Genomic DNA, 16540 nt, shown 5'->3' with positions numbered 1-16540 from the left:
CATATATACCCATTTAAACTTATATATTGTTTGAAAAGCGTACAGATTGCAAAAATAGATAATCCAAGCTAATCGGATCACGGAAATAGTGATGGAATTGCACGGATTGGAGGCCAGATCCGCCAAGTTCGAAGTACCCGTCGGCGTGAGTGTTCGAGCCAGATCGTATCGGGGAACGTATTGGGTTATTGGCTAAATTCGGTTTCGAATCAAGATGATTGGCCGAGTTTCTTGGCAGGTCGGGTTGAAGCATACTTGATGCGCGAGCTGAATTTCACAACTGTAATCCGGGTTCTGATTGAAGCGAATACGAAGATGCAACGAAAACAAAGATGAAGCGAGCACGAAGAAACCCATGGATCGGCAAAGCCTCAAGTTGGAATGTGCACATTCTTAAGCGAATTTCAGCAGCTAATAAAAAACTCACGCGAATGCCGCTTAATTAGAACGAATGCCGTCATATCGAATGGCTTCCGAACGAAGAAAATCACAAAATGAAAGAAAATGACGTTTCTTTCACGAAAAAGAGGGAGAAGAGGCGCCAAATCACGCCTTGAATAGCTCAAACGGACATCGGCATGGCTGAGCGACTCTCCCTCATTGCAGTTAGTGGAATAATAAGCCAATTTGGTGCCGGACTCTACATAGCTGTAACCACGCAGCCGCGGTTAGTTAGAGCGATCGGTTAGCGCTCAATTGACGGTAAGCTAGCCGGCAATTAGAAATCAGCGGTCAATTCGCGGCCAGTTAGCCGGCATTAGCTCAGGACAGTGTCGCTAGTTGAGGAAACTAGTAGTTTGTCGACGGCTGCGGCCAACTGTTGCTTCAAGACAGGAACCCGGCCGAAGAAGCGGATTACGCTAGCACGGCGAACTCGGTCCACCCCGACCAGATGGCCATCGGTACAATTACACGGATGCCAAAAAAAGCAGCCCATCTATTTAACCTAGTACTCATGCGCGAATCACTTTATTCTCAGTGTCCCGTTCATGGGTACTAGGTTAATCAATGGATGTGCCGCTTTCGCCTTACTATCTTCGCACGTCTCGTCTGGGCATCACTTCGCCCAGTGCCGCCATCGGCGTTGCCGCATGGCGTATCCGTCGGTTGGCCATTCGCTTCCTCTTTCGAATCTGAATGAATGGACGAATATCGCACCCGACACAATTTCCTCGCGATTGCTGTATATAGATAACGAATCCCGTCGCTTCGAACAGCCTCATCGCGAAGAAAATCACAAAATGAAAGAAAATGACGGTTTTTTCATGAAAAAGAGGGAGAAGAGGCACCAAATCATACCTTGAATAGCTTAAACGGACACTGGTAGGGCTGATCGACTCTCCCTCATTGCAATTGGTGGAATAATCACCCAAATTCACAATTACACAAGCTCGGGGGACCTATGGCGCTTTCCTTGGTTTATCGGCGCGCGTTGCTCGCCATAGATAACCCGCACCTAAAACGCACGGAGCTGCCATCCTTCCATGCCTGACAACCCTGAAGCGAACAACAACGCAAAAAAAACGGCTCAACGATGGATCCATGATCCATCGTTGAGCCGCTTCCGCGTCCAGCTCGTTATTTCACAGCGCACGAGCCGTCGTCGCACGCGTCTCCGCCATCGGCATCGCCTGAAGGCGTACCGGTCGCATTCGCTTCCGTCCGTCCCTCTTCCCAAGCTTGTTGCAGCGCGCCCAAGAACACATGGGCCGGCTGCGCGCCGGATACGCCGAACTTGCGGTCGATCACGTAGAACGGTACGCCGCGGATACCCAGCCGCGAGCCTTCCTCTTCCTCCGCACGGACCTCTTCCGCGTACTGGCCGCCAGCTAGCATCGCCAGCGTCGCTTCGCGGTCCAGCCCTGCTTCGGCCGCGATATCCGCCAGTACGCCATGATCGCCCAGATGGCGGGAATCCGTGAAGTACGCCTTGAACAGCAGCTCGGACACCGAACCCCGCTTGCCCTGCGCTCCCGCATAATGGCTCAGCCGGTGCGCGTCGAACGTATTGGTCAGCACCATGTCGTCGAAGTTGAACGCCAAGCCTTCTTCCGCCGCCTGCTGGCCGACGTTCTTATTGTTGGCGATCGCCTGCTCCCGGCTCATGCCGTACTTGCGGGCAAGCATCTCGTGCACGTCGTGGTCGACGGATTTCGGCGAATTCGGATCGAGCTCGAAGCTGCGGTACACAACCTCCACTTCGCCTTGATGGGCGAATTCCGCTAGCCCCTTCTCGAAACGGCGTTTGCCGATATAACAAAACGGACACATAAAGTCCGACCAAACCTCTACCAGCATGCTTCGTCACTCCATTCTGTAGAAGCGCCCCGCTTTGTGTCGCAGGGTCCATGCTCCTTAGTCTCGTCTATTATATGCCGCTTTATTTTGTAAAGCAATATACTTAATATAACTGCAGTGCGGTAGACCACTCTACGAATCGCGGCGGCATGGGCTCCGGTGCCCACAATCGTTGCTCGCGAACCCGCTGCTCGAAGCCGCTCCTCCCGATCGTGCCGTCGGTTGCCAATCTCGCCGCTCGCGAGTCCAGCACAGCCGCGCGCCCTTGTGTGCGCGGTCTTACGGACACCGAACCGTGACTCCCTTCGCGAAAGCCACGATTATGCCGAGCCCTCAATCGCCTCCCGCCCTCGGATCATCCGCGCAGATCTCCCTCGGCCAATCCCGCCAATATACGCATAACCTAACACCGCAATCACGCACAACACCGCATCCATCGCGATAAGCAGCTGATAGTCCCCGAACGCATCGTACGACAAGCCGCCGAGCAGCGCCCCGAGAATGCCGCCTGCCTGATGGAACAGCATTAGATTGCCGACGACGCTCCCTTTCCGCCGCGCCGTCTCGCCCGCAATTAACATCCCGCCCGGTACCGCGCCTAGATACGTCAACCCGAATAGAAGCGCGAAGAGCACCGGCGACCAGCCTGCGTGCACATACAAGAACGCGAAGCCGACGACCCGAATCCCGTACAACAGCGCCATCGCCAGCCGTTTGTTCATCATATCCGTCAGGACGCCGAAAGCAAACGATCCTGCGATCTCCATCACGCCGAGCACGGTCATCGAGAAGGCGATGACCGACGGCGCTACCCCGGCCCCTTGATGAATCGCGACGAGGTTCATTTCGACCGTTCCCATGTTAATGCCGCAGGTGAACAGCGCGAATGCGACGATCGCGATCGGCAGATAAGCCGCAAGCCCGTCTCGTTCAACCTTCCCGCGCGACGGCCCATTGGCCGGATGATCCTCGCCTGCATTCGCCGACCCATTGGCCTCCGCGCTGGCGCGGTCTGTCCGCCGTCCTTTGGCCCCGCTGCCCGCCGCCTCTGCATGCGCCTCCCGTCTTGGCGATCGAATGATGAACAGGATCAGCGGAATCGTCAGTACCATGCTCATGACGGCGGAGACGAGAAATGTCAGCTTCCACGTCAGCCAGTCGTTCGAGACGAACAGCGGCGTACAGACCGCAAGACCGACCGAAGAGGCGCTGCCCAGGATCGCCGCCGCCTTTGCTTTATGACGATCGAACCAACCGAACAGCAGCACGTACGCGGCGGAAGCTCCCAAGCCCCCTAGACCCGACAGTACCCCATACCCGATGAAAAAAAGCGCGGCGCCTTCACCCGCATAGACGGTCGCGGTGCCCGCAAGTCCGAACAACGCGCTCGCCAGCATGACCGACCGCACCCCGAAGCGATCGATCAGCCAGCCGCCCACCGGCGCGCACAACGCCGCGATGAACAGATTGGTCGACCACGCCATTGAAATAAAACCGCGTCCGATGTGTAGATCCGCCGCGATCTGACTTTGATAATACGCCATGATGAACCGCGACAGCGCGCCGGTGAACCCGATGACCCACAACGCGGCAAGCCCGATCCACGGGTAATGCTTATACGCCTGCAGCCGATCCGAATACTTCCCAATCCCCATCCTCGTCCCCGCCTTTGCTTTCGTTCGAATTTCAAGCTATGATTAAAAAGATACCATTTGGTCTCTTTTTAATCAATACGATTTTATCCATGGCCCCAAAGCTTGCTATAATGGAGCCAAGCGGCGCCTTAGCGCGCCGAAGGACGGAGGTCGACGGCATGAAGAAAGGCGAAAAGACGCGGGAACTCATCATTCAGAAGGCGGCGGAGCTGTTCAATCAGCGGGGTTACGCCGGCTCTTCCTTAAACGATATTATTGCGCACACGGGCATCCAGAAGGGCGGCATTTACCGTCATTTCGAAAATAAGGACGACATTGCGCTCGAGGCATACGACTACGCCGCGCGCATCGTAGGGCAGCGATTCGTCGAAGAAATCGCCAAAGAGACGAGCGCTTATGGGAAGCTGCTCGCCTATTTCCGCGTCTATGCGGACGCGGCGCATAATCCGCCGTTCATCGGCGGCTGTCCGCTGCAGAATACGGCGGTTGAGAGCGACGACGGCCATCCGCTGCTGCGGCAGAGAGCCCAAGTGGGTCTTGCGCGCTCATTGAACGGGATGATCGCCATTATTCGGACGGGCATCGAGAGCGGCGAATTCCGGCCCGACCTGAACGCCGAAGCGCTGGCCAGCTTCACGCTATCCCTCCTTGAGGGCGGCATCATGCTGAGTAGGCTGGAGGGCAGCAATCGTCATATGGAGACGAACACCGCCGCGTTCGCCGCCTATATGGAGCAGTGCTGCCTGCGCCGCGTTTAGAGAATCCGGCGCGCTGCAGGGACGAACGGATGGTCTGGGCGAGCGCATTGCCCAGTCTGCGTCATCATATCCGTCCCGGCGATGACCATTTTTATAGTCAGTCTACTGCTAATTTTTCGAAGTCTGACGAGACAATCGCGACGAAGTCGCCCGATAGACACGAAAGACCGGTACGCCTCACATCGCGTACCGGTCTTTCTCTTTGCCGCCGCAGACTCACACCTGCCGCCACCATGGCGCCGTCGGATAGGCATCGCTGCCGATCACGACGGCTTCCCCGATCCGCGGCGTGGCGATGGCGACGCCCAACTTGCGCGCTTCCGCAGACGCCCGCTCCGCCGGATCGCGCCAATCGTGCACGGACAGCGTGAACGCCCCCCAGTGGATCGGAATCAGCACCTCGCCCCTTGCATCCTGATGGGCGCGCACGGTCTCCTCCGGCATCATGTGAATGTTCGCCCAGCGCTCGTCGTACTGCCCGCACTCCATCATGGTCAAGGCGAACGGTCCGTATTTCTCCCCGATCTCCCGGAAGTGCGGCCCATACCCGCTATCGCCGCTGAAGAATACGCGCGTGCCGCCCCCCTCGATTACCCAGGAGCACCACAGCGTCGAATTTCGCCCGGCCAGTCCTCGTCCGGAGAAGTGGCGAGCCGGGGCGCTAACCAGCTTCAGACCGTCGAACTCGCCTTCTTCCCACCAGCTGAACTCCTGGATCGCGGACGGATCGACACCCCAGCGAACGAGATGCTTCCCGACGCCGAGCGGCACAAAGAAGCGGCGCACTTTGCTCTTCAGCTGCATAATGGAGCCGTAATCGAGATGATCATAATGATCGTGCGACAGCACCACCGCGTCGATCTGCGGCAGCGCCTCGATCCGGACCGGAAGCCGCTTGCTGTACCGTTTGCCCCCGATCGCGGGGAATGGCGACGGCGCGCGGCCGAGCATTGGATCGAGCAGCAGCGTCTTGCCGCCAAGCTCGAGGAGCAGCGCGGAATGGCCGAACCATGTCACGCGATTGATCCCGTCTGCCTCGGACGCCGCCTTCTCCCAGCTCACCACCTCAAGCGGCTTCTCCGGCTTGCGCCCCGGCTGCCGCCAGCTGAAATCGCGGAAGACGGACAGCATGGTCCGCAGATCCATCCGCATGTCGGTCGGAATGGCGTTTACGAATTTGCCTTTCTTATAGAACGGGGTAATGCTCGCATGCCGGATGCGCTCTTCGCTCGTCGACCGTCCGCCGAACGTCGGATAGAACGTCAGCATCGACCAAATGCCCACCGACACCAGCAGCAGGATGGTGATAATGATCCATACCGTCATAGGCTAACTCCCTTGCGCAATGTAATGTTCAATGAATGAAGCCACTTCCGTCCGGTAACGTTCCGGATCGGCGAATTCCGCGTATCCATGCCCGGCGCTCGGCACGACGTAGATCCGTTTGTCCGCGGGGCAATTCTCGTACAGGCGGTACACCATATCGGTCGGCACGAACCGGTCGGCATCGCCGTGGATGAACAGAATGGGGGTGCGAGATTTGCGCACCTGCGCAAGCGCAGAAGCCTCCCCGAAGAAATAGCCAGCCCGCAGCTTCGTCAGCAGGCTCGTCAGATGCAGCAGCGGGAAGACCGGCAGCTTGTACATCCGCCGCAGCTGGTACGACAGCTCGTCCTTCACCGAGGTATAGCCGCAATCCGCGACGATCGCGCGGACGTTGACCGGCAGCCGCTCGCCGCTCGCCATCATGACCGTGGCCGCGCCCATGGATACGCCGTGAAGCACGATCTGCGCCTCTTCCCCGTTCGCCTCCAGCACGCGCGCGATCCACTGGGCGTAATCTTTGCGCTCGGGCCAGCCGAAGCCGATATACGTCCCGCCGCTTGCGCCGTGTCCCCGAGCATCCGGTACCAAGATATTATAGCCAAGCTTCTCCCAATAAAGCCGCGCTTTGCCGCCCATAAGCGAAGCTTGTCCAGAATAACCGTGCGCGATGATAGCCGTCTTGTTCGTCCGCGTCTTCGCCTCCAGGTAGAATGCGCGCAGCGTAATGCCATCATGCGACGTCATCTCCCATTGCTCGAAGGGCTGCTCCTTCCACCACGCGGCATTCGCGGCGCTCGCCTCCCGCGCGCCCGGCTCCATGGCCAGTCCCGGATCGCCGTCCAGAAAATCCTTCTTCGCGCGCTTGATCGCCTTCCCGTAGAAATAAAAACTGCTCCCCGCCAGGCCGGCTAACACGACCAGCGCCACCCATACGACCGTCCACATGAACGCCTGCTTCCTCTCTTCCCGTGTCCGTCATCGCGCTCGGAGCCGAAGCGGCGTTGAACGCGAGCGTTGTCTGTTGTCCTCGACTATACACCAACATTGGCACGATTGTTAAGAGGTTCCTCCCCGATGCCGCGATAAAGGCGCATCTCCCGTCTGAACAGCCTAATCGCCGCCCGTCCCGCGTCCCGAGAAATTCGACAAGGCCCGCCCTCCTCCAGCCAGGAAGAAAGCGGGCCTTGCGCGCCTTATTATTGCTGGGTCAGAATGAGCGGGCCTTCCGGCAAAATGGCGATTGTATGCTCATATTGCGCAGACAAGCCGCCATCCTTCGTACGAGCGGTCCATCCATCGGCATCCAGCTTGCTCTGCCAAGTGCCGGTGTTGAGCATCGGTTCGATCGTGAAGACCATGCCCTCTTTCAGGCGCGGGCCTTTGCCGGCTGGGCCGTAATGCGGCACCTGCGGCTCCTCGTGCATCTCCTGGCCGATGCCATGGCCGACGAACTCCTTGACGACGCCGTAGCCGAAGCCTTCCGCATACGTTTGGATCGCATGGGCCACATCGCCGATCCGGTTGCCGATTACTGCCTGCTCGATACCTTTGTACATCGACTCTTTCGTGACGTCCATCAGCTGCTGCGCTTCCGGCTTCACGTTGCCGACGGCGTACGACCAAGCGGAATCGGCCAGCCAGCCGTTCAGATTGACGACCATGTCGATCGTGACGATGTCGCCGTCTTCGAGCGGACGATCGCTCGGAAATCCGTGGCAGATCACGTCATTGACCGAAGCGCAGGTCGCGAACTGATAGCCGTTGTACCCCTTCTGCTCCGGCGTCGCGCCGTGCTTGAGCATATATTGTTCGGCGAAGCGATCGATCGCGCTTGTCGTAATGCCCGGGCGGATCATCCCGGCGATCTCGCGGTGAATGGCGGCCAGCAGTTTGCCGGCTTTATGCATTTGTTCGATTTGCTCGCGTGTTTTAAGAATAATCATGTCGGTTCACCTAAATTCCTCTCTTGTATCGAATCTTGAGCCCGATCAGGCCCGCATGCCGTTCATGAGGACCGACACCACGTCGGCCGCCCATGCTTCGCTCCCCGCCTCCGGGGTTATGTCGCTTCGGATATAGGCATTGGCCGCGCCGACGAGCGCGCCGATGAACGTCTGGAACAGCGTCTGCGCGCTTGCATGGGTCAACTCGCCGAGCCGGATGCCTTCCTCTATCATATGCAGCACAGGCTGCAGCAGGTTTTCCCGGAAATCCCGCAGCAGCCGCTGCGGGTCTTGGGTCGGCAGCGGCTCCGCATAGTGGAATGCGTACAGGTACAGGATAAAATGGATCGGTTCCCGCGCCCAATCGGTGAGACTGGCCTGCGCGTACGACGCCAGCCGTTCGGCCGGCCGAAGCCCGGGTCTCATCGTGGCCGCGACGATGTCCGCGCCGGCTTGCAGCGCCTCGGCGAACAGCTCCTCCAGCAGCTCCACCTTGCTGTTGTAGTAGTGGTACACGGTGCCGCGCCCAAGCCCGGCTTTCTCCGCGATGTCGCCCATCTCCATGCGCATGCCCTTCTCCAGCAGCAGCTCGGCCGCCGTATGCCGGATTTGGATCAGACGCTGCTGCCGGATCGCTTCATTTTGCTCCTTCGTCCGGGGACACATCGAATCACCTCTTATTTTGACCTGCTGGCATGTCGGTCATAAAACTTACGTTCAGTATACCCGCATCCGCTGCAATTTACAACAGACAAGAACCCCGAATCCGCACCCGCGAAAGCGGGGATCAAAATCGAACAAAGATTGGGCAAGATCGGGACAGCGCTTTCAGCGCCAATCCGTTACAATGGGAGGTAATATTATAAAAGGAGTTCAACATGAAAAAGCTGATCGTTCTTGGCTGTCTCTCTTATTTTCTTATCGGACTGGCGCACGTCGTCCTCGGCTCTGTCCTCCCTGTCGCGCTCGATCATTACGATCAGGCGTACAGCGCGGGCGGCATGCTTATCTTTACGCAATTCGCCGGGTTCCTGGTCGGCGTGCTGCTCTCCCCGGCGCTGAGCCGCCGAATCGGCAAGAAGGGCAGTCTGCTCCTCGCGATCGGCCTCCTCTTCGCCGCCGAGACCCTGTACTTGTTCCTGCCGCCATGGGGGTGGATGTATGCGATTGCAGTTTGCGCCGGGTTCGGCTTCGGCATGATCGAAGCGGTCATCGGCACGATTATTATCTCCGCCGTTACGCATCAGACCGCTGTTGCCATGAGCCGTCTGGAAGTATTCTTCGGCGTGGGCGCGCTCCTCATGCCGCTGGCGGCCAGCGGCTTGATCGCGGCAGGACAGTGGCGCTACTCGTTCCTGCTCATCGCGCTGTTCGCGCTCGTCACGTTCGCGCTCTGGGCGCGCGGCTCATTCGGCGCCCTCGATGAGGCGCTCGGCCGGCCGGAAGCGGCTTCGAACGCCGGGGGCGGCAAGCGCACCAGCTCGCTCTACGCCGGCCGAAGCCTGGGTATCTTGGTCTTGTTCATTCTATTCTTCTTCCTCTACGTCGGGATGGAGATGAGTCTCGCCAACTTCATGCCCGTTATTCTGATCGAGAAGCTCGGCATGAACGAATCGTCAGCCGCGCTCAGCGTCGCCTGCTTCTGGATCGCGATGTCCATCGGCCGTCTGTTCGCCGGCCACGTCGCCGAGCGGTTCCACTACCGCAACTACGTGCTGTTCAGCTCGATCGCGGCGCTGCTGTTCCTGATTCTGTTCCCGGGTGCGAACGCGGTCTGGTCATCCTTCGCCCTCATCCTGCTGCTCGGCTTTGCCCTGTCCGGCCTCTTCTCGATCGCGCTCGTCTTCTCGAGCAAGCTGCTGCCCGGGACGGAGGAGTCGACGCCCAGCCTCATGATCGCCTCGGGCGGCGTCGGCGGCGCGCTGCTTCCGCTGCTAACCGGCTGGCTGCTCGATGAGGTGGGCCCGTCGGCGTCGGCGTGGCTGTTCGCCGCGCTCGCGGCACTGCTGGTCGTCATCAGTCTGATCGCCTATGGCCTTCAGCGTCAAGCAGCGGCCGTCGAGACGCCGTCTTACCGATAAGCGGGAAGGCGCTGACTCGCGCGACTCTCTCCGTCTCTGGCTCTTGCCTGGGTCATCCAAGCATCTTTCGAAGGTACGGACGAAACCCTGATGGCGCTCGAGCTGCATGAGCTGGATTGGGCTGGCATGCGTCTTATTCGAAACAACAAAGGGAAACCCCGCCGTCGGGGTTTCCCTTTGTTATTTCGCGTTTTTCTTGCAACGAATCCTGTTCATGAGCCACTCGCAGGTCCCGCCGGATCAGACGCTTGTCTGCAGCTCCCTGTGGCGGGCAATCGCTAGATCCATGATTAGTCTGTACACTTGCGCCGCCCGCTCCGGGTCGAGTCCGTATTGGCTCGCCAGCGCCGTTATTTTGAGGAATTGCTGCGCTTCCCGATCCGGGTCCTGCGCGTTCAAGCCATGCCTCGCTTTATATTCGCCGACCGTCTCCGTCAATTTATACCGCTCGGCCAGCAGGGCGATAATTTCCCGGTCGAGTTTATCGATGCCCGCTCTTAGTTCGTTCAGTTCAAGCCGTTCCATCAGCCGCCTTCGCCCCTTCTATGCATCCATCGTCACGTTGCTTCTTTGCTTTTAAGCTTTTATGCAATGAAGTATTTACGGATACTATATCATAGGTCGGCTTTTGCTGTAAATACGCGCGGTTCGAGCCTTCTCGCCGTACGTCAAGCCTCCGGCTCATGCCGATATTTGGCCAAATCGATACGCCCGTCCGCATCCACCTCGACGCCTTCTCCCTCCAAGTACAGCGTCTGCTTCATTCGGCCCTCGTCTTCTTGAATGGCGATTTCGCCCTTGCCGTTCACGACCCGGTGCCACGGCAGCCGGTGCGCCTTCGTCTGCGTATGCAGAATCCGCACGACCTGCCGGGCGCCTCTCGGACTGCCCGCTGCCGCTGCGATCTGACCGTATGTCATGACGCGTCCTTCCGGTATGCGTTTAATAATCTCGACGACCTCTCGCGTGAATGGCTGCATATTCGTCCCTCCGCTTCTATTTCGGCGTTCCTTACCCGCCCGGCTTGTCATCTCCTTGGGCCTCAGGCCGACCACCGCTGCCATAATCGATAGGCGCCCAGCGTGCTGACCAGGAATGCGCCGTAGACGAGGACGACAAGCGCCATCCCGGACGGCTCGGTCGCAGCCCGGTCGCCAAGCAGCGCGAACAGCAGCATCGCAGGCACCTTGCCTAGCGCGGAAGCCGCCGCATAGACGGAGAGCCGAACGTGGCTCAAGGCCGCATAGACATTCGCGAGCACCGAGGGAATGAACGGAATCAGGCGGGCGAATAGAATCGCCAAGAACGCGTTGCGCTCGAACAGAGCGGTCATCTTACCGGCTTGTCCATGTCGTCTAAGCACCCGCTCGCCCCATTCCCTATAGACGCGACGCACAAGCACGAACATGATGATGGAAGCGAGCCAGGAACCGATCCACGTGATAAGCCCGCCCATCGCAGGGCCGTATGCCGCCCCCAGGATGCCCCCGACGATGGGGTACGGCACCACCGGGAACAACGCGAACAGCACGGCCAGCACGGAGGCCAGCGGCAGATCGCGCGAGCCGTGCAGCCACGCCAGAATCGCTTCGCCCTCCCGGTACAGCAGCACCGCCGCTGCGAGGTAGAGAAGTCCGGCCATTAATTTCACCGCCATCGCCGCTAGCCATCCTCTCTGTAGTTGATGCTCTCATCCTATCATATTCGAACGGAAGACGCTCTGCCGGTAAGCAGGCCCCACGAATAACAAGACAGACAAAAGCCCCCGGCTCCGCCAAGGCGGTACCGGGGGCCAAATGAGGAAGGCGCGCTCGACGAGCCGAACGATCACGATGGTCGCGTATGCGCGTATATTCGACGTATAGGGCTCCGAATGCGCGAAGTTCGTACGTGCAGGTGCCGTACGGCGATAGAAAGCGTCGACGATGCGTGAGCGCCGAGGATCAGCCGTCGCCAAATGACGCCACCCTCGCGCCGGGAGCCTTGGACACCATGCCCGCCGCCGGCTTTACGCCAGCACGCGGTCCCAATGGCGATGCTTCGCGATGGATTCGATGAACGCCGGCACGAACGCCGTCAGATGAGCGCCTGCCGTCAGCACGCCCGGTCCGCCTTCGATGCCCGCCGCCGCGAACAGCGCGGCTCCCGCTTCGGTCGCGCCGATCGCCTTGTAATGCATGAATGCCTCGCGCAGATACTCGGCGGCGTCCTTCTCCGCCTTCGGCAACGTCCAGCTGCCGCCCGCCGCATAGAGCGCGTCGAACAGCACCGGGTGCGCTGTCTGGAACGTATGCACGACCTCCAGCTCCACGCCGTCCGTGCCAGCCGCTCTGCCGAGCTTGTCGCTAATCAGTTCCGCCTGGATGCCCGCCGCGGCCAGCTCGTGCAGCACCGTCTGCACCTCCAAACCCGCGAAGCCGCCGCCGATGATCACCCCGACCTTGCGCGTGGCCGGCAGCATGGCCGTGTTCAGCTGACTAAGCGCCGGGGATACCTTCGTCCGCTCTTCGATCGGCGCGACCGGCTGCGGCTGCTCGGCGCCGATGTTGGCAGCGAACGCGGACGCCAGCTCCACGCTCACGTTCGCGAACATGTCGACCACCTGCTGGCGCACCGATTTGCTCTGCACTTTGCCCAGCTCGAAGCTGAACGCGTCGATGATATGCTGCTTCTCCGGGACGCTCATGCTGTTCCAGAACAGCGCCGCCTGCGAGAAATGATCCTTGAAGCTCTCGCTGCGGGCGCGGATCTTGTGCCCTTCCACCCGTTCTTGGTAATGCACGTAACCGCCTTCGGCTTCGGTCGCCGGAGCCGGCGTGTTGCCGGCCAGCGAGTTCTTGTGATACGCCACCTGCCCGCGATTGATCGTCTGGCGGCCGTAGCCATCGCGCTGGTTGTTGAAGAACGGGCACACCGGACGGTTGATCGGCAGCTCGTGGAAGTTCGGCCCGCCGAGGCGGATGAGCTGCGTGTCCGTGTACGAGAACAGCCGTCCCTGCAGCAGCGGATCGTTGGAGAAGTCGATCCCCGGCACGACGTGGCCCGGATGGAAGGCGACCTGCTCGGTCTCCGCGAATACATTGTCCACGTTGCGGTTCAGCGTCATTTTGCCGATGCGCTTCACCGGCACGTCTTCCTCCGGCCATATCTTCGTCGGGTCGAGAAGGTCGAAGTCGAATTTGAATTCGTCCTCCTCCGGCAGCAGCTGTACGCCCAGCTCGTATTCCGGATAGTTGCCAGCCTCGATCGACTCCCACAGATCGCGGCGGTGGAAATCCGGATCCTTGCCCGAGATCTTCTGCGCCTCGTCCCAGACGAGCGAATGAACGCCGAGCACCGGCTTCCAATGGAATTTGACGAAATGCGCTTTCCCCTGCTCATTGACCAGCCGGAACGTGTGGACGCCGAAGCCCTCCATCATCCGGAAGCTGCGAGGGATCGCCCGGTCCGACATCGCCCACATGACCATGTGGGCCGATTCCTGATTATTGGCGACGAAGTCCCAGAACGTATCGTGGGCGCTCGCGGCCTGCGGCATCTCGTGGTGCGGCTCCGGCTTCAGCGCGTGCACCAAATCCGGGAATTTGATCGCATCCTGGATGAAGAACACCGGGATGTTATTTCCGACCAGATCGTAGTTGCCCTCTTCCGTATAAAATTTCGTCGCGAACCCGCGCGCATCCCGCACCGTCTCCGCGGAGCCGCGCGAACCCGCCACGGTCGAGAAGCGGACGAACGTCGGCGTCACGCGCGTCGGGTCGGTCAGAAACTTCGCCTTCGTGTAGGCTTTCATGGAATCGTCGTATACCTGAAATTCGCCATGGGCAGCGAACCCGCGAGCGTGCACGATCCGCTCGGGTATGCGCTCATGGTCGAAGTGAGTCATTTTCTCCCGGAAATGAAAATCCTCGAGCAGCGTCGGGCCGCGCTCGCCGATCTTCAGCGAGAACTCGTCCTCGGCTACTTTCAACCCTTGGTTCGTCGTCAGGTGCTGCCCCGCGTCATCCACGCGGAACTGGTCCAGCTGCACATCTTTGCGGTTGCGGCTTGCGTTAGGCGTCTCGCTCATTCGTTTATTCCCTCCCGGTTAGGTTCAACATTTCCCTAACTTGTACCCGGACAAGCCGAACGCCAAACGCCTGCCTATCCGACTTCAATCTGCTGCCTGACGCCCGCGCCGCGGACCGGACACGCACGGATTGCCCGCTTCCCAGAACCGCCATGGATAATCTCTCGCTTCGCCGCTGTTCGGAATGCCGATGCGCGGACCCGCCGCGATCTCGGCCGGTTCGCGCCCTTCCGCGATATAGAGCGGCGGCGCGGTCAGCGGCAAGCCGTAGTCGGCCGACGTAATGCCAAGCGCCTTCGTCAGCTTGCCCGGTCCGCTCGCCAGCTCGCTCATCTTCTTCACCGGGCCTCGGCGGCTGATCATGAGCCCGATCCCTTCGAACGGATCGAGCGCCCGAATGAGCACGGCCTCCGGGTTCCCGGCGCCGCCGCTGACCACGTTCACCAGGCAATGCGTGTGCATGACGTAGGTATAAGCATGGCCTGATGGTCCGAACATGACCTCTGTACGAGCCGTTCGCCGATTATTATAGCTGTGCGCCGCGCGGTCCATCGGCCCGACATACGCCTCCGTCTCGACGATCCACCCTGCGGCGGTTCCCTCCGGCGTCTCCTTCACCAGCCGCTTGCCGAGCAGCGCCCGCGCCAGCTCCAAGGTCGGCTGCTCGAAGAATGCGGCCTTGAGCGGTTCGAATGTCATGCGCGATTCCCCCTTCCGATCCTAATATGGCTCTGATTCGCTTCTCGCGCCTCTCTCGCCAATCGCCTGTTTCCGTTCCCGTCCATCTCTATATACCCCGGAATAGATTCCCCTTCCGCTGTCCCGCCCATCCTTCTCGTGCCGGATCGCCGGCTGAGTGCCGTCCGCCCAATGGGGAGAACCGTTAACCATCCTGGCCCGGGGCGAAAGTACGCTTATGCCTCGCGAGGCTTGACCGACGACGTGCAGCCCGAGCACCGTGTGCCGCCATGGCATCGCGCACCAGGAGCGCGCACGGTACAGAAAAGAGGTGCCAAAAAGCGCCTCCCGCCGAAATCCGGCAAGAGACGCTTGCATGCAAAGGTTATGCGGCGTGATGGCGTTCGGCGTTCGCGGGCGCCTGCGCTTTGTTCGACAGCAGCAGGTTGAGGGCGATCGCCGTAATCGAACCGGAGACGATGCCGTTCTGCAGCAGCATCTTGGCGAAGTCCGGCAGCTGGTCGAACATCGCCGGTACCGTCGCCGACCCAAGACCGACCGCGACGCTCGCCGCGACGATGAGCAGGTTGTTGTCCTTGCGCAGGTCGACTTCGGACAGAATCGAGATACCCGATACCGCGACCGAACCGAACATGACGATCATCGCGCCGCCGAGCACCGCGCTCGGGATGACGGTCGTCAGCGCGGCCAGTTTCGGCAGCAGGCCGAGGATGACCATGAAGCCGCCGGCGGCGAAGATGACGTCGCGCGTCTTCACCTTCGTCAGCGTGATCAGGCCGACATTCTGCGAGAACGCCGTATACGGGAACGCGTTGAAGATCCCGCCGAGCATGATCGCCAGTCCCTCGGAACGCAGGCCGTTCACGATCTGCTTCTGCTCGACCTTCTGCTCCGTCGCCCGGCCGACCGCGAAATAGACGCCCGTCGATTCGACCATGCTGACGATGTTCACGATGATCATCGTAATGACCGCCGTGATCGCGAACTCCGGCGCGCCGAAGTAGAACGGCTTGGCCACGCTCACGACCGCGGCATCCGATACCGCGCCGAAATGAACCATATCCATGAAGTAGCCGACGACGGTGCCGACGACGAGACCGACGAGGACCGAGATTGCCTTCAGGAACCCCTTGGCGAACCGGCTTACGGCGAGGATGACGACGAGCGTGATCAGCGCGAGCAGCAGGTTGCGCGGCGCGCCGAAGTCGGCGCTGCCTTGGCCGCCGGCCGCGTTGTTCATCGCGACCGGGATAAGCGATAGGCCGATAATCGTGACGACCGAGCCGGTGACGATAGTCGGGAAGAACTTGAGCATCTTGCCGTACAGCGGCGCGGCCAGCACCACGAATAATCCGGATATGATGATGGCGCCGTATGCGGTGGCCAGATTCGACGCGGACGCGATCGTGATGATCGGCCCGACGGCCGTGAATGTACAGCCGAGAATGACCGGCAGCCCGCTGCCGAAGAACCGCGTGCCCATCACCTGCAGAATCGTCGCCAGGCCGCAGGTGAACAGGTCGGCTGCGACGAGATAGGCCATCTGCGTCTCGTTCAGATTGAGCGCCCCGCCGACGATCAGCGGCACGGCGATGGCGCCGGCGTACATCGCCAGCAGATGCTGGAGGCCCAGCGTGACTACTTTACGTTTGCTTAACGCGTTCATGGATGGAAACCCCTTAGGTGTTGGATTTAGAATGGAACGAGACTC

General features: G+C 60.1%; 15 protein-coding genes. 2 read left to right on the top strand and 13 right to left on the bottom strand.

Annotation, left to right across the window (positions count from 1 at the left end; translation table 11 throughout):
• Positions 1-1578: 1578 nt before the first annotated feature.
• The 3 genes from ACFFSY_RS12375 to ACFFSY_RS12365 all read right to left on the bottom strand — a co-directional run bounded on the left by ACFFSY_RS12375 (position 1579) and on the right by ACFFSY_RS12365 (position 3953).
• Positions 1579-2298: a DsbA family oxidoreductase gene (locus ACFFSY_RS12375; protein WP_377494267.1), complete on the bottom strand. Its 720-nt coding sequence runs from the start codon at positions 2296-2298 to the stop codon at positions 1579-1581.
• Positions 2299-2401: 103 nt separating this feature from the next.
• Positions 2402-2587 (bottom strand): hypothetical protein, encoded by a 186-nt coding sequence (locus ACFFSY_RS12370; protein WP_377494265.1) that lies wholly within the window; start codon positions 2585-2587, stop codon positions 2402-2404.
• 31 nt (positions 2588-2618) lie between these two features.
• Positions 2619-3953, bottom strand: coding sequence for an MFS transporter (locus tag ACFFSY_RS12365; protein ID WP_377494263.1), 1335 nt, complete (start codon positions 3951-3953; stop codon positions 2619-2621).
• A gap of 158 nt (positions 3954-4111) precedes the next feature.
• Here ACFFSY_RS12365 and ACFFSY_RS12360 point away from each other — a divergent pair, with 158 nt between their 5' ends.
• Positions 4112-4711 (top strand): TetR/AcrR family transcriptional regulator, encoded by a 600-nt coding sequence (locus ACFFSY_RS12360; protein WP_377494261.1) that lies wholly within the window; start codon positions 4112-4114, stop codon positions 4709-4711.
• Positions 4712-4927: 216 nt separating this feature from the next.
• Here ACFFSY_RS12360 and ACFFSY_RS12355 read toward each other — a convergent pair whose 3' ends face one another.
• The 4 genes from ACFFSY_RS12355 to ACFFSY_RS12340 all read right to left on the bottom strand — a co-directional run bounded on the left by ACFFSY_RS12355 (position 4928) and on the right by ACFFSY_RS12340 (position 8646).
• A complete protein-coding gene (locus tag ACFFSY_RS12355) occupies positions 4928-5863 on the bottom strand; it encodes an MBL fold metallo-hydrolase (RefSeq protein WP_377494939.1) in 936 nt (311 codons plus the stop codon).
• Between the two features lie 177 nt (positions 5864-6040).
• On the bottom strand, positions 6041-6982 hold the full coding sequence (locus ACFFSY_RS12350) for an alpha/beta hydrolase (protein ID WP_377494260.1): 942 nt from the start codon (positions 6980-6982) through the stop codon (positions 6041-6043).
• 251 nt (positions 6983-7233) lie between these two features.
• The gene (map, locus tag ACFFSY_RS12345; protein WP_377494259.1) at positions 7234-7980 is read right to left on the bottom strand and encodes a type I methionyl aminopeptidase; all 747 of its coding nucleotides are present in this window, start codon (positions 7978-7980) and stop codon (positions 7234-7236) included.
• 45 nt (positions 7981-8025) lie between these two features.
• Positions 8026-8646, bottom strand: a complete 621-nt coding sequence (locus ACFFSY_RS12340; protein WP_377494257.1) for a TetR/AcrR family transcriptional regulator — start codon at positions 8644-8646, stop codon at positions 8026-8028.
• A 212-nt stretch (positions 8647-8858) separates the two neighbouring features.
• Here ACFFSY_RS12340 and ACFFSY_RS12335 point away from each other — a divergent pair, with 212 nt between their 5' ends.
• Positions 8859-10061 carry an MFS transporter gene (locus ACFFSY_RS12335; RefSeq protein ID WP_377494255.1) on the top strand — a complete coding sequence of 401 codons (1203 nt, stop codon included), beginning with the start codon at positions 8859-8861 and terminating at the stop codon, positions 10059-10061.
• Between the two features lie 240 nt (positions 10062-10301).
• On the opposite strand, the gene ACFFSY_RS12330 is transcribed toward ACFFSY_RS12335, so the two are convergent.
• The 6 genes from ACFFSY_RS12330 to ACFFSY_RS12305 all read right to left on the bottom strand — a co-directional run bounded on the left by ACFFSY_RS12330 (position 10302) and on the right by ACFFSY_RS12305 (position 16495).
• Entirely contained in the window at positions 10302-10586 is a 285-nt protein-coding gene (locus ACFFSY_RS12330; RefSeq protein ID WP_377494253.1) for a chorismate mutase, read from the bottom strand.
• 143 nt (positions 10587-10729) lie between these two features.
• Positions 10730-11041 carry an MGMT family protein gene (locus ACFFSY_RS12325; protein WP_377494252.1) on the bottom strand — a complete coding sequence of 104 codons (312 nt, stop codon included), beginning with the start codon at positions 11039-11041 and terminating at the stop codon, positions 10730-10732.
• A gap of 62 nt (positions 11042-11103) precedes the next feature.
• Positions 11104-11718, bottom strand: coding sequence for a TVP38/TMEM64 family protein (locus ACFFSY_RS12320; RefSeq protein ID WP_377494250.1), 615 nt, complete (start codon positions 11716-11718; stop codon positions 11104-11106).
• A 351-nt stretch (positions 11719-12069) separates the two neighbouring features.
• Positions 12070-14130: a catalase gene (locus ACFFSY_RS12315; protein ID WP_377494248.1), complete on the bottom strand. Its 2061-nt coding sequence runs from the start codon at positions 14128-14130 to the stop codon at positions 12070-12072.
• 84 nt (positions 14131-14214) lie between these two features.
• Entirely contained in the window at positions 14215-14829 is a 615-nt protein-coding gene (locus ACFFSY_RS12310; protein WP_377494246.1) for a DNA-3-methyladenine glycosylase, read from the bottom strand.
• 364 nt (positions 14830-15193) lie between these two features.
• Positions 15194-16495 (bottom strand): nucleobase:cation symporter-2 family protein, encoded by a 1302-nt coding sequence (locus ACFFSY_RS12305; protein WP_377494244.1) that lies wholly within the window; start codon positions 16493-16495, stop codon positions 15194-15196.
• Positions 16496-16540: the final 45 nt, after the last annotated feature.

Source organism: Paenibacillus aurantiacus, from assembly GCF_042431225.1.
Taxonomy (GTDB): domain Bacteria; phylum Bacillota; class Bacilli; order Paenibacillales; family Paenibacillaceae; genus Paenibacillus_Z; species Paenibacillus_Z aurantiacus.
This window is presented reverse-complemented; position numbering and strand designations above follow the sequence as displayed.